This is a genomic window from Enterococcus sp. DIV0574 (assembly GCF_051711125.1).
Lineage (GTDB): Bacteria > Bacillota > Bacilli > Lactobacillales > Enterococcaceae > Enterococcus_D > Enterococcus_D gallinarum.
On sequence record NZ_JBIOMA010000001.1, the window covers coordinates 335,567 to 348,864 of the forward strand.

Annotated in this window: 13 protein-coding genes; 12 read left to right on the plus strand and 1 reads right to left on the minus strand. The window is 41.4% G+C overall.

All coding sequences use genetic code 11. From position 1 onward, the window contains the following. Positions 1-177: 177 nt before the first annotated feature. The 6 genes from rlmN (at position 178) to IGJ45_RS01760 (ending at position 6,568) form a co-directional block, all read left to right on the plus strand. The gene (rlmN, locus tag IGJ45_RS01735; protein ID WP_005472777.1) at positions 178-1,242 is read left to right on the plus strand and encodes a 23S rRNA (adenine(2503)-C(2))-methyltransferase RlmN; all 1,065 of its coding nucleotides are present in this window, start codon (positions 178-180) and stop codon (positions 1,240-1,242) included. A gap of 338 nt (positions 1,243-1,580) precedes the next feature. After that, positions 1,581-2,264 carry a DUF969 domain-containing protein gene (locus IGJ45_RS01740; RefSeq protein WP_103300327.1) on the plus strand — a complete coding sequence of 228 codons (684 nt, stop codon included), beginning with the start codon at positions 1,581-1,583 and terminating at the stop codon, positions 2,262-2,264. Continuing rightward, entirely contained in the window at positions 2,265-3,185 is a 921-nt protein-coding gene (locus IGJ45_RS01745) for a DUF979 domain-containing protein (RefSeq protein ID WP_003128573.1), read from the plus strand. A 30-nt stretch (positions 3,186-3,215) separates the two neighbouring features. Continuing rightward, positions 3,216-3,863, plus strand: a complete 648-nt coding sequence (gene pcp, locus IGJ45_RS01750) for a pyroglutamyl-peptidase I (RefSeq protein ID WP_113850328.1) — start codon at positions 3,216-3,218, stop codon at positions 3,861-3,863. A 237-nt stretch (positions 3,864-4,100) separates the two neighbouring features. After that, a complete protein-coding gene (locus tag IGJ45_RS01755) occupies positions 4,101-4,424 on the plus strand; it encodes a hypothetical protein (RefSeq protein ID WP_021149088.1) in 324 nt (107 codons plus the stop codon). Between the two features lie 482 nt (positions 4,425-4,906). After that, complete coding sequence (locus IGJ45_RS01760; RefSeq protein ID WP_003128576.1) at positions 4,907-6,568, plus strand: peptide ABC transporter substrate-binding protein; 1,662 nt, start codon at positions 4,907-4,909, stop codon at positions 6,566-6,568. A 232-nt stretch (positions 6,569-6,800) separates the two neighbouring features. Here the strand turns inward: IGJ45_RS01760 and IGJ45_RS01765 are convergent, their stop codons facing one another. Further along, positions 6,801-7,136 carry a DUF3899 domain-containing protein gene (locus IGJ45_RS01765; RefSeq protein ID WP_423121558.1) on the minus strand — a complete coding sequence of 112 codons (336 nt, stop codon included), beginning with the start codon at positions 7,134-7,136 and terminating at the stop codon, positions 6,801-6,803. An 82-nt stretch (positions 7,137-7,218) separates the two neighbouring features. Here IGJ45_RS01765 and opp3b point away from each other — a divergent pair, with 82 nt between their 5' ends. Genes opp3b through IGJ45_RS01795 form a run of 6 tightly spaced genes read left to right on the plus strand, consistent with a single transcriptional unit; the run spans position 7,219 to position 13,193 of the window. Then, entirely contained in the window at positions 7,219-8,160 is a 942-nt protein-coding gene (gene opp3b / locus IGJ45_RS01770; RefSeq protein ID WP_423121559.1) for an oligopeptide ABC transporter permease, read from the plus strand. Then, on the plus strand, positions 8,160-9,197 hold the full coding sequence (gene opp3C, locus IGJ45_RS01775; RefSeq protein WP_003128579.1) for an oligopeptide ABC transporter permease: 1,038 nt from the start codon (positions 8,160-8,162) through the stop codon (positions 9,195-9,197). Before opp3b ends, opp3C begins: the two co-directional genes overlap by 1 nt. Then, positions 9,197-10,249, plus strand: coding sequence for an ABC transporter ATP-binding protein (locus IGJ45_RS01780; RefSeq protein ID WP_029487296.1), 1,053 nt, complete (start codon positions 9,197-9,199; stop codon positions 10,247-10,249). Before opp3C ends, IGJ45_RS01780 begins: the two co-directional genes overlap by 1 nt. A gap of 14 nt (positions 10,250-10,263) precedes the next feature. Continuing rightward, the gene (locus tag IGJ45_RS01785) at positions 10,264-11,199 is read left to right on the plus strand and encodes an ABC transporter ATP-binding protein (protein ID WP_103300329.1); all 936 of its coding nucleotides are present in this window, start codon (positions 10,264-10,266) and stop codon (positions 11,197-11,199) included. Positions 11,200-11,215: 16 nt separating this feature from the next. Continuing rightward, entirely contained in the window at positions 11,216-12,139 is a 924-nt protein-coding gene (locus IGJ45_RS01790; RefSeq protein ID WP_438768651.1) for a helix-turn-helix domain-containing protein, read from the plus strand. A gap of 16 nt (positions 12,140-12,155) precedes the next feature. Continuing rightward, complete coding sequence (locus tag IGJ45_RS01795) at positions 12,156-13,193, plus strand: RNA-guided endonuclease TnpB family protein (RefSeq protein WP_003128583.1); 1,038 nt, start codon at positions 12,156-12,158, stop codon at positions 13,191-13,193. The last annotated feature ends 105 nt before the right edge of the window (positions 13,194-13,298 follow it).

A 13,298-nucleotide genomic window follows, 5' to 3' on the forward strand; every position in this document is an offset into this window, starting at 1 on the left:
TTAGGAAAAAGAGCCCAGTGTCTAGAACAAGATCGTTCAGTCTTTTATCTTTTTTTATATTCTGAGATCAGAGTGTTGCATTCGTAATTCTGCTTTCAACAAGCCTCGGAGATGAGTTGCTTTATACGCAAAATTCAGTTATAGTATGTAGCGACTATTTTGAAAAGAGGAAGCAATGTGAAACCTTCAATTTATGGATTAACCAAAGAGTCCTTATCTTTGTGGATGACTGAGCAAGAAGAAAAGAAATTCCGCACGAATCAAGTGTGGGAATGGTTATATGAGAAACGAGTAGCGACATTTGAAGAAATGACCAATTTGCCTAAATCATTGGTAACTAAGTTAAATGAATCGTTTGTGATCAATCCTTTGAAACAAATCGTCTTACAAGAAGCCAGCGACGGCACAGTCAAATATTTGTTCCAGTTACCCGATAATCATATGATTGAGACCGTCTTAATGCGTCAGGAATATGGTATGTCAGTCTGTGTGACGACACAAGTCGGCTGTAATATCGGCTGTACATTTTGTGCGAGCGGTCTGCTAAAAAAACAACGAGACCTAACTGCTGGAGAAATTGTCGCTCAGATCATGCTGGTGCAACATTATTTCGATGAATTAAATGCTGGAGAACGTGTCTCCCATGTGGTGGTGATGGGAATCGGCGAGCCTTTTGACAATTACGAGAATGTCATGCAGTTTCTGCAGATTATCAATGATCCGAAAGGACTAGCGATTGGTGCGCGCCATATCACTGTTTCAACCAGTGGTTTAGCTCATAAAATCAAAGAGTTTGCTGAAAATGGCTTACAAGTGAACCTTGCGATTTCACTCCATGCTCCAAATAATGAAGTACGAACTTCGATGATGCGGATCAACCGCAGTTTCCCGATTGAAAAACTAATGGAAGCTATTGACTACTATTTAGAAAAAACCAATCGGCGAATCACGTTTGAATACATCATGCTGGATCATGTCAATGATCGACCAGAGCATGCGCGGCAATTGGTCGAATTGCTCAAGAATAAACGCAAGCTTTCTTATGTGAACTTGATTCCTTACAACCCTGTCAGTGAACATGATCAGTATGCTCGCAGTAAGAAAGAAGATGTTTTAGCATTTTATGACATCTTGAAGAAAAATGGTATCAATTGTGTGATTCGTAAAGAACATGGGACGGATATCGATGCAGCTTGCGGTCAGTTGCGCAGCAAACAGATGAAAAAGCAAGTCACTGCCTAGAAACAAATAAGTCTGACCATGAAGGCGGGAAAGTCGCTCATTGAACAGACTTTTATCAAAAAACGGTACAGGAGACCGTTTTTTCAAAATCAGAAAAGTAGGTGAACGGCACTCTTTGTTGACAGACCGCTGAAAAAGGCCAGATCTGAGACAAAGACGGGTGCGGTTCCTGCTTTTGCTGATTTTTTTATTTCAGAAAAGAACTGTTTTGGATAACAACAAAGGAAAGCGATTTCTCTGGATTTTTTCAAAATTCCGATACTCATGGCTTGAAAAATCGTCTATACTATAAGAATTGATAGAAATAAAAATAACACACATGATGAAAGGATGATTCCATGGAATGGATCAAATTGATTGGTATTTTGGTAATTCTTGTCGGCTTTTTGCTGAAACTCGACACGATCGCCGTTGTTCTGATCGCAGGATTAGCAACCGCATTAGTTTCGGGGATAGATTTTACTGATTTCTTATCAATGTTAGGAAAGGCATTTGTAGACAATCGTCTCGTGACCTTATTCCTACTCACACTACCAATGGTAGGAATCTCAGAACGCTTTGGATTGAAACAACAGGCCGTTGTTTTGATTGAAAAAATCAAAGGATTGACCCCAGGCAAGTTTTTAAGTTTGTATTTGTTTATTCGAGAACTAGCAGGTTTCTTCTCGATTCGGATCCAAGGACACACGCAATTTATTCGTCCAATCGTAAACCCAATGGCGCAAGCCGCAGCGGAGAACAAGTATGGCGAACTAGAAGAAGCAGATCAGGAAAAAATCAAAGCTCGGGCGGCAGCTAATGAGAACTACGGGAACTTTTTTGCCCAAAATACGTTTGTGGCGGCTTCGGGTGTTTTATTGATCACTGGAACGTTAAAATCATTGGGTTATGACGTAGCCGCCAGTGCAATTGCACAGGCTTCAATCCCTATCGCGCTGATCGTTTTAGTCATTGCTACCCTTTCAAATCTGGCTTTCGATCGCAAATTGTCTAAAAAATATGGCGAAAAGGAGGAAAAGTAAATGGAAGCAATCATCAATAATATTTTAGAATTCTTTTATATTTTGATCGGTCTCTTGTCAATCATGACTGCTGTCCGAGTCTTCAAAGATGCGACCCATCCAACACGACTGGGTACAGCAACATTTTGGCTTTTACTTGGTATCGTTTTTGCTTTCGGAAACTTTATTCCTTACATCATTGATGGGATCATCATTATTTGTATGGGCGTATTGACGTTCTTCAAGCAAGTTCGAATTGGTAAAATCGTGGATGTCGATGAACAAAAAGCAGAACAAGCCGCCGAAAGAATCGGCAGTAAGATTTTTATCCCTTGTATCTCACTAGCAGTCATCGCAGTTGCGATTTCCTACACACCTTTAGGCGGACAAGTTGGGATCGGGATCGCTTCTGTTTTGGCGTTGATTTTAGCAATGGTATTGACCTCTGCTAAACCAAAAACAGTGCTGGATGATTCCGATCGTATGTTCCAACAAGTCGGTACTGCTGGTATCTTGCCACAATTACTAGCGGCTCTAGGCGTGATTTTTAATGCTGCTGGTGTTGGAGAAGTGATCTCCCATGGTATTTCAGGTGTAGTACCCGAAGGCAATCGTTTGATTGGTGTGATTGCCTATTGTTTAGGCATGGTTTTATTTACAATGATCATGGGAAATGGCTTTGCGGCATTTACTGTCATTACTGCCGGAATCGGTGTCCCATTCGTAATCGCTCAAGGGGGAGATCCCGTTGTAGCAGGAGCACTGGCGATGACTGCCGGTTTTTGCGGAACATTGTTGACACCGATGGCAGCCAATTTCAATGCATTACCCGTCGCATTACTCGAGATGAAAAATTCGAATGCAGTAATCAAAACCCAAGCACCGATTGCCGTGCTGCTAATTGTGATCCATATCGGATTGATGTACTTTTGGGCATTTTAGTGGTAAAAAGGAATAGAAAGGATGATCAATATGAAATGTTTAGTCACAGGATTTGATCCATTTGGCGGAGAAGAAATCAACCCAGCGTTGGAAGCTGTTAAATTATTACCAGAAGAAATCAACGGAGCAAAGATAGTTAAATTAGAGATTCCTACTGTTTTCGGCAAATCAGCTGAAGTTGTACAAGCTAAAATTGAAGAGATCCAACCTGATGTTGTTTTGAATATTGGACAAGCAGGCGGACGTTTTGCTATTTCACCTGAGCGAGTGGCGATCAATGTCGATGATGCACGTATTCCAGACAACGAAGGCAATCAACCAGTAGATGAAGCCATCCAGCCTCAAGGCCAACCTGCTTATTTCAGTCAGTTGCCGATCAAAGCAATGGTAGCTGCGATGAAAGAAGCCGGGATTCCTGCTGTTGTTTCAAATACTGCCGGTACATTTGTCTGCAACCACATCATGTATCAAGTACAATACATGATCGATACAAAATACCCAACGCTTAAAGGGGGCTTCATTCATGTCCCATTCATTCCAGAGCAAGTTGTTGACAAGCCTGGTCAACCGGCTATGAGCTTACAAGATATTGCGAAAGGATTGGAAGCGGCAATCGGTGCAATTGTCGATTATCAAGGAAAAGAAGACATCAAAGCAATCGGAGGCGCCATTCATTAAGCGGCACGAACAGATTGTCAATTAAAACGAATTGATTTAACGATAGATAGATCAGACAACTAGGAATATAACTTGTAAGAGGATAGGTTGCTTGCGAGAATAGGCCGCTGTTGTCTGGTCTTATTTATTTCAAGTAACGAGCAAGTATGAAGCGCGGAAAGTCATTTATTCGTCTTTTTATCGATTTATTGATAGAATTCATCTAGTGGAACACGCGAAATGCGAAGGGGGCAAATCATGATCATTACTGAATTTGATAGAGAGAATTATATTTTACGTGATCAGCTGATCGACTTAGCCGTTCTAATTTATCCGTCTACCTATCAAAAAGAGCAGCGGACAGCAGAAGAATTACTGCAGCCGAATAAAGTTGTCATTGCAGCTATTGAAGGAGAGCAATTGGTCGGCTTTGTGAGTGCCTTCCAAAAAAGCGACACTATCTGGCAGCAAGAGATCAGCTTAGTTGATCCCCGTCATCCAGATGAACAAATAGGTGAGCGTTTGACTGCCTTTTTGCGAGACGAAGTTGTTGCTGCTGGCGGAGAATCGCTAGTTTCTTAAGTCTTCTAGTTGAACATTGCTTGTCAAAACGGACACAGACAGTTATAGTGGCTAAGATGTTTCTTAAAACTAGTCAAGAGTTGGAACATAAGTTAAAACAAATGATATCCGAATGATCAAAAATGAAGGTCGCAAGAATCATCAAGATTAGCGACAAGACACGGCTGTAAAGTGAGTGTCTTTCATTGATTGTTCGGATATATGCTTGTTTTTTGTAACTTATGACACAACTCTTTTTGTTTTTTTTAAAAGAAAAAATGGTCTTTAAAATAAAAATGAGAAGAAGATGAAAGTAGCATATTTATTAGTTTTCTAGGAATATTTAGTAGAAATTCTTCAAAGTTATTGTCTTTTATCGTGTTTTTTAATGCTAAAAATTGCAAAAAAAGATTGCTTTTTTAATAATTATTAATTAAAATCTAATCTAACTTCAGAAAAGAGCGATTATTCTGAAAATTAAATCAATTAAGGAGTAGTTCAGGATGAAAAATAAATGGGCATATGGATTGGTTGCTGTGTGCGGCTTAGTTTTAGCAGGCTGTACCACAGGTGGTTCAAATAATTCAAGCAGCGGATCAGCTGCCAGCAGCGAAAGCAATGCGGAACAGGTATTCAATGTTGTGGTTCAACAAGAAATGCCAAGTGCCGATTTGTCCCTTGCGACAGATACAATCAGTTTCAGTGCGCTAAATAATGTATATGAGGGGTTGTACCGCTTAGACGCTGACAGCAAACCGCAGCCAGCTGGAGCGGCAGAAGAAGCAGAAGTCAGTGAAGATGGATTGACTTATAAGATCAAATTGCGTGATGACGCAAAATGGTCAAATGGCGAACCTGTAACAGCAGCTGATTATGTCTATGGTTGGCAACGAACAGTCAAGCCTGAGACGGCTTCAGAGTATGCCTACTTGTACGCACCAGTAAAAAATGCGGAAGCTATCACAGCCGGAGAGAAAGATCCGTCTGAATTAGGAATCAAAGCAGTTGGCGATCATGAGTTAGAGATCACATTAGAAAAGGCCACTCCTTACTTTGACTACTTGCTGGCATTCCCATCTTTCTTCCCGCAAAGTCAAGCGGTTGTTGAAGAACACGGGGATCAATATGCGGCAACGAGCGACAATGCCGTTTATAATGGACCTTTTGTTCTTACCGGATTTGATGGACCAGGAACCGATACCGAATGGGCATACGAAAAGAATGATCAGTATTGGGATAAAGATACAGTGAAATTAGAAACCATCAATGTGAGTGTTGTTAAAGAATCAGCGACTGCATTGAACTTGTTCCAAGATGGTCAAGCTGATGATGTCATTCTTACAGGGGAACTTGCACAGCAAATGGCCAATGATGAAGCGTTTGTCTCTCAACCAGAAGCAACGACCTATTATTTTGAAGTCAATCAACGCGATGAAAAATCACCATTCCGCAATGAAAATTTACGTAAAGCAATTTCGTATGCCATTGATCGTGACGCTTTAGTGACATCGATTTTAGGGGACGGCTCAATTGCTTCGACAGGTCTAGTACCAGAAGGCATGACCTTTAGCCCATCCGACAATACTGATTTTACTAAATCAGCAGGCAGTGTTTTAGAATATGATGAGGCCAAAGCCAAAGAGCATTGGGAAAAAGCTAAAGAAGAATTGGGAATCGATTCTCTTGAATTTGATATCTTAGCCTCTGATACAGATTCTACGAAGAAAATCATTGAATATGTACAAGATACATTGCAAAAAACATTGGATGGTTTGACAGTAACGTTAAGCCCCGTACCATTCTCTGTTCGTTTGGATCGTTCCAACGCTGGAGACTTTGATATGTTGATGGGTGGTTGGGGAGCTGACTATGCAGATGCTAGCAGTTTTACAGACTTATTCACGACTGGCAACTCATATAACCGTGGTCAATGGAGCAATGAAGAGTATGATGCCTTGATTAAATCGGCAAGTACGACTAACGTCAATGACCCAGAAAAGCGTTGGGAAGATTTAGTCAATGCGGAAAAACTAATCATGAGTGAACAAGGAGTAATCCCAGTTTACCAAAAAGCAGAAGCTCATTTACGTGCACCAAATGTAAAAGGTGTCGTTGCTCATGCAGCAGGCGCACAATACGATTACAAGTGGACATCGATTGAATAACCACTTGAATGCCTAGCGGCTGGGACAGTAACTGGATACAAGATGACGATTATCGATGAATAGCTGGAATAACAGGCATAACAAAAATGGAGAAGCTGCTGCTTCTCCAAAATGCCAAGTGCTTCACTATTTGTCACGTATGGAAATCTTCTCTTGAATACAGTCTCAGCCGGCTTTTTTTTCTAAAGCAGAAAGGCAGTCGACAAAAGACACGAAACGATAGGTTACTAAATTAAAGAGTATTGATTAATAAAAAGAGCAAAGAAAGTAGCAGTAAAAAAATTCCTGGCCATAGCCAAAAGCCGTAGCTTTGTTTACCAACATCGGAGAGTTTAAGGTAATCGGTTTTATTCTTGGAAAAAGCTTTTTTCATTGAATATTGGAAATGATCAAAGAAGCCAGAGGCAAAGACCCAAAGAAAACCGCCGATGATCAAGAAGAATAAAGCCCAAAGAAATAGTGCATCCGAGATAGTTGACAGGGTCAATTCCTTTTTGAAAAACAACCAGCTAATGGAAATAAGGGTACATATGAGGGTGATCAGCCCACTACTTTTTTTTATCCGCATAAGTTGACTCCTTTTTAATGATTCGTACTACTTAATTTACATAATTATTGATAAGAAGTCAAAATACCTAGGGGGAAGACGCGTGAACGGTTTTTTGAAATATTTATTGAAACGGATATTCTATATGGTATTGACCTTATGGTTGATTGCCACGATCACATTTTTCTTAATGCAATTTTTACCAGGAACACCTTATACCAATGCAGAAAAACTGAGTCCCGAACAGATTGCCTTATTGAATGAACAAGCAGGTTTAGATAAACCGATGATTACTCAATATGGGCTGTATTTGACGAATTTAGTTAAAGGCGACTTTGGGATTTCATTCCAATTCAAAAATCAACCGGTAGCGAATCTATTATCTGGTCGGATTGGTCCTTCTTTACAATTGGGGCTGCAGGCAATTATTTTTGGGACTTTTTTCGGTATCATTTTAGGGACGATCTCCGCTATGAAACAAAATACATGGATTGATACGACGTCAACGTTAGTAGCGATCTTGGGACGTTCGATTCCGAACTTTGTCTTTGCCGTTTTGCTGCAATACATTTTTGCCATCAAATTAGGTATCTTGCCAATCGCCAAATGGGAAACTTTTGCAAGCACGATTTTGCCAACGATCGCATTAGCCATGTCGCCACTGGCAGACTCTGCCCGCTTTATTCGAACCGAGATGGTCGAGGTGCTCCACAGTGATTACGTTGAGTTGGCTCGTGCCAAAGGGCTGAGCCGCTGGGAGATCGCCTTCAAGCATGGTTTGCGGAACAGTTTGATCCCGCTGCTTACCTTGTTAGGACCTTTAGCCGTTGGATTGATGACGGGTTCATTAGTTGTTGAGAATATTTTTGCGATTCCGGGGATTGGCGAACAATTCGTAAAATCAATCATGACAAATGATTATCCAACAATCATGGCAGTCACGATTTTGTACTCTGCCATGTTAGTATTTGTGATTTTAGTGGTAGATATTTTGTATGGTATCGTTGATCCGCGTATCCGTGTGTCAGAAGGGAGCCGTGGCTAATGGAAGAGAAAACAATCAATCAAGTAGCTGCCATTGATGCAGCCAAATTTCAGCCGTTACAAAAAAATACCAAAGAAGAACGAGAAGCAATTGCTGCGCCATCGCTGACCTTTTTCCAAGATTCATGGCGCCGTTTGAAGAAAAACAAAGCAGCTGTATTTTCGATCGTACTATTGCTGATCATTATTGCAATCTCGATTATTACGATCTTTGTTTCTCCCCATGACCCTACTGCGCAAAACGTGAAGTTCACGAATCTGCCTCCCAAAATTCCCGGACTCAATCTCCCAGGATTAAATGGGTATGCAATGGTTGGTGGTGAATTGGTTGATAAATATGCTGCTGCCAATGTTCCAGAAGGCACTTACTATCTACTAGGAACCGACGGACTAGGACGGGATCTGTTGAGCCGTTTATTTGTCGGAACGAGAATCTCGCTATTGATTGCCTTTATTGCCGCTTTGCTAGATATCATCTTTGGCGTGACCTATGGATTGATTTCCGGTTTATTAGGGGGACGAGTGGATAATATCATGCAACGTTTCTTAGAGATCCTTTCTGGGATTCCGAATCTAGTGGTGATGATTTTGATGCTGGTCGTCTTCAAACCAGGAATCTTTTCGATCGTAGCTGCGATGGCTATCACCAACTGGATTCCAATGGCTCGGATCGTTCGCGCGCAAACAATGAAATTAAAAGATCAAGAGTTTGTGCTAGCTGCTACGACATTAGGTGAGAGCCGTATGAAGATTGCGATGAAGCATATCTTGCCGAATATTTCGAGTGTGATTATTGTCCAGATGATGTTCAGTATCCCATCAGCGATTTTCTTCGAGGCTTTTCTAAGCTTTATCGGTTTGGGCTTAAAGCCGCCTTCAGCATCGCTAGGGATGTTACTGAGCGACGGGTACAAGACCTTTTTATTCTTGCCTTACCAAATGTGGGTGCCGGCGGTTACGTTGTCGGTCATTATGATCGGATTCAACTTACTTGCTGACGGACTCCGTGATGCCTTCGATCCGAAAATGAAAGAGTGATTGCTATGGAAAAAGTGTTAGAAGTGAAAAATTTAGAGATCTCCTTTGATACCTTTGCAGGGAAAGTCCAAGCGATCCGCGATGTCAGTTTCGAACTATACAAAGGCGAAACACTAGCGATCGTTGGCGAATCCGGTAGTGGGAAATCAGTAACTACCCGCAGTATCATGGGATTATTAGCTAGTAACGCCAATATAGATAATGGAGAGATCCTATTCAATGGAACGGATATTCTCAAGAAATCTGAGAAAGAACTACAAAAGATTCGCGGAAAAGAAATTGCGATGATCTTCCAAGATCCCATGACTTCTCTGGACCCGACGATGCCCATCGGCAAACAAGTGGCCGAATCTTTGATGAAACATAACAAACTTAGTAAAAAAGAAGGACTCCGACAAGCCTTGGATCTTTTGAATCTGGTAGGGATTCCGAATGCTGAGAAGCGTTTGAAAAATTATCCGCATCAATTTTCAGGGGGACAACGGCAACGGATCGTCATTGCCATCGCATTAATCTGTTATCCACAAATCCTGATTGCTGATGAGCCGACTACGGCACTGGATGTAACGATTCAAGCCCAAATCCTTGAGTTGTTGAAAGATATCCAACAAAAAATCAATTCATCGATCATTTTTATTACCCATGATTTAGGAGTAGTAGCAAATGTGGCAGATCGGGTAGCCGTCATGTATGGCGGCAAAATCGTAGAGGTGGGAACAGCAGAAGAAATATTCTATAATCCACAGCATCCTTACACTTGGGGGCTGTTAGGTTCCATGCCTACCTTGGAGGGGACGGGGGATCGTCTTTATGCGATTCCTGGCTCACCACCAGATTTGTTGGATCCGCCGACTGGGGATGCTTTTTATCCTAGAAATGAGTTTGCTTTGCAGATCGATGCCGAACAGCAACCACCATTCTTTGATGTTTCACCGACCCATAAAGCAGCTACGTGGCTTTTAGCTCCGCAAGCTCCTAAGGTTACCCCTCCGGATGAAATCTTGATTCGTTGGAAAAAATTCCAAGAAAAAACTAGACAGGCATCTGTATAAAGGAGGAGAACCCATTGGAGAAAGTGTTGCTTGAAGTAAAGAACTTAAAACAATATTTTAATGTCGGCCGCAAAGACGAAGTCAGGGCTGTAGATGATATCTCCTTTCAGATCTATGAAGGAGAAACCTTTGGACTAGTAGGAGAATCCGGTAGTGGGAAGTCAACGACTGGTCGAACGGTCATTCGACTGAATCATCCCACGGCAGGAGAAATCTTGTTTGATGGACAAGATGTCATGAAAATCAAAGGCAAAAAAGATTTAGCTGATTTCCGTCGAGAAGTACAAATGGTTTTCCAAGATCCGTATGCATCATTGAATCCTCGAATGAAAGTTCGCGATATCATTGCTGAAGGGATCGATATCAACGGATTGGCAAAAAACGAAAAGGAACGCAACCAGCGCGTAGATGATTTGTTGAAAACTGTTGGTTTAAACCCAAGTCATGGAACTCGCTATCCCCACGAATTTTCCGGAGGACAGCGGCAACGGATTGGGATTGCCCGAGCACTAGCGGTAGATCCCAAGTTCATCATCTGTGATGAACCGATTTCGGCTCTGGATGTTTCGATTCAGGCCCAAATCGTCAATTTGCTGCAAGATTTACAGCAAGAACATAAGCTGACTTATCTATTCATTGCCCATGACCTATCAATGGTCAAACATATCAGCGATCGCATCGGTGTGATGCATAATGGTAAACTTTTGGAAGTAGGTTCTAGTGATGAAATCTATCATTATGGGGTCCATCCGTACACAGAGAGTCTCTTGTCGGCGATTCCACTGCCAGACCCAGATCATGAACGAGAACGGAAGCGCATCAAATACGTCAGCGAACCAACAGATGACAAGCCTCGTGCCATGGAAGAAATCGCAGAGGGGCATTTTATTTATGCTACGAAGGAAGAAGCGGCACAGTATCAGAAAAAATTGGCACAAAAAAAGGGGTAGACCTGTTTAGGAGGAGATGAAACTGAGTGTTTTAAAAGCATACAAATTTCGGATCTATCCTACAGAGGAACAAAAGCAGTTCTTTATCCAAACGTTTGGTTGCGTACGCTTCACCTATAATCAATTGCTAAAAGCAAAGATGGAAGAACTTACTACAAATGCAGAAAAAGAAAAACTAACACCTGCAAAATTAAAAAAAGAGTATCCTTTTTTAAAAGAGACCGACAGTTTGGCACTGGCCAACGCTCAGCGCAATTTGGAACGGGCTTTTCGCAACTATTTTCAAAAGCGAGCAGGCTTTCCTAAACTGAAGACGAAAAAGAATATTTGGCAATCGTATACGACAAACAATCAACAACATACGATCTACTTGGTCGATGATCAGTTGAAATTGCCTAAATTGAAATCATTCGTTGCAGTCAAGCGTCATCGGCCAATCAATGGTCAGATTAAATCGGCGACGATTTCTGCGCGGCAACGGATTGGGATTGCCCGAGCACTAGCGGTAGATCCCAAGTTCATCATCTGTGATGAACCGATTTCGGCTCTGGATGTTTCGATTCAGGCCCAAATCGTCAATTTGCTGCAAGATTTACAGCAAGAACATAAGCTGACTTATCTATTCATTGCCCATGACCTATCAATGGTCAAACATATCAGCGATCGCATCGGTGTGATGCATAATGGTAAACTTTTGGAAGTAGGTTCTAGTGATGAAATCTATCATTATGGGGTCCATCCGTACACAGAGAGTCTCTTGTCGGCGATTCCACTGCCAGACCCAGATCATGAACGAGAACGGAAGCGCATCAAATACGTCAGCGAACCAACAGATGACAAGCCTCGTGCCATGGAAGAAATCGCAGAGGGGCATTTTATTTATGCTACGAAGGAAGAAGCGGCACAGTATCAGAAAAAATTGGCACAAAAAAAGGGGTAGACCTGTTTAGGAGGAGATGAAACTGAGTGTTTTAAAAGCATACAAATTTCGGATCTATCCTACAGAGGAACAAAAGCAGTTCTTTATCCAAACGTTTGGTTGCGTACGCTTCACCTATAATCAATTGCTAAAAGCAAAGATGGAAGAACTTACTACAAATGCAGAAAAAGAAAAACTAACACCTGCAAAATTAAAAAAAGAGTATCCTTTTTTAAAAGAGACCGACAGTTTGGCACTGGCCAACGCTCAGCGCAATTTGGAACGGGCTTTTCGCAACTATTTTCAAAAGCGAGCAGGCTTTCCTAAACTGAAGACGAAAAAGAATATTTGGCAATCGTATACGACAAACAATCAACAACATACGATCTACTTGGTCGATGATCAGTTGAAATTGCCTAAATTGAAATCATTCGTTGCAGTCAAGCGTCATCGGCCAATCAATGGTCAGATTAAATCGGCGACGATTTCTGCAAGAAACAATACTGAATTTTATATTTCGATTCTTTGCATCGAAGAAATTCAGCCCTTGCCGAAGAACCAACGAAAGATTGCCTTGGTTTATCATCCAGAAGTGTTGGTAGAGGCCAATGCACAGTTACCCTTTATCAGTACCAATGCCATCAAATCTCAACAAAGACTGGCCCGTGCAGAACGAAAACTAAATGTGAAAGCAAAAGCTGTCAAACGAAAAAAAATGGTGCTTAGTCATGCTCGTAATTATCAAAAACAAAAAGGAAAAGTTTCTCAGCTATATCGAGCGCATCGTGATCAAAAAAAAGAATACATCGATCAAGTAACCTTTCATCTGGTCAAACAATACGATACGATTTTTTTGGAACGGCTGATCGATGAGACTTGTAGATCTACAGGGAATTTTTCAGTCAGTGACTGGCATCAGTTTATTCGTAAAATCACGTACAAAGCAGAGTGGTACGGCAAAGAAGTCCGATTTATTTCTTTGTCGGCCAAAGAGTGTCAAAAAATGACGCAAATGTTGCGTGTAATCGAAAGTGAAACGAACTGGGAGGAGCGCCAGGGATCGCCTAGGGGATAGAAAAAATCTTTGGATTTTTGTTTCTAGGAATTCTGCTCACTAATTATGATTAACCAGCGAAGAGGCTGTGACGTCAGGCAAAACAAAAAATACCCAAACGATACA

Bases quoted from the DNA above. Each gene is read 5' to 3' on its own strand.
- IGJ45_RS01740 (WP_103300327.1), top strand. From the start codon at position 1,581: ATGGAATGGATCAAATTGATTGGTATTTTGGTAATTCTTGTCGGCTTT.
- IGJ45_RS01745 (WP_003128573.1), top strand. From the start codon at position 2,265: ATGGAAGCAATCATCAATAATATTTTAGAATTCTTTTATATTTTGATC.
- pcp (WP_113850328.1), top strand. From the start codon at position 3,216: ATGAAATGTTTAGTCACAGGATTTGATCCATTTGGCGGAGAAGAAATC.
- IGJ45_RS01755 (WP_021149088.1), top strand. From the start codon at position 4,101: ATGATCATTACTGAATTTGATAGAGAGAATTATATTTTACGTGATCAG.
- IGJ45_RS01760 (WP_003128576.1), top strand. From the start codon at position 4,907: ATGAAAAATAAATGGGCATATGGATTGGTTGCTGTGTGCGGCTTAGTT.
- IGJ45_RS01765 (WP_423121558.1), bottom strand. From the start codon at position 7,136: ATGCGGATAAAAAAAAGTAGTGGGCTGATCACCCTCATATGTACCCTT.
- opp3C (WP_003128579.1), top strand. From the start codon at position 8,160: ATGGAAGAGAAAACAATCAATCAAGTAGCTGCCATTGATGCAGCCAAA.
- IGJ45_RS01790 (WP_438768651.1), top strand. From the start codon at position 11,216: ATGAAACTGAGTGTTTTAAAAGCATACAAATTTCGGATCTATCCTACA.
- IGJ45_RS01795 (WP_003128583.1), top strand. From the start codon at position 12,156: ATGAAACTGAGTGTTTTAAAAGCATACAAATTTCGGATCTATCCTACA.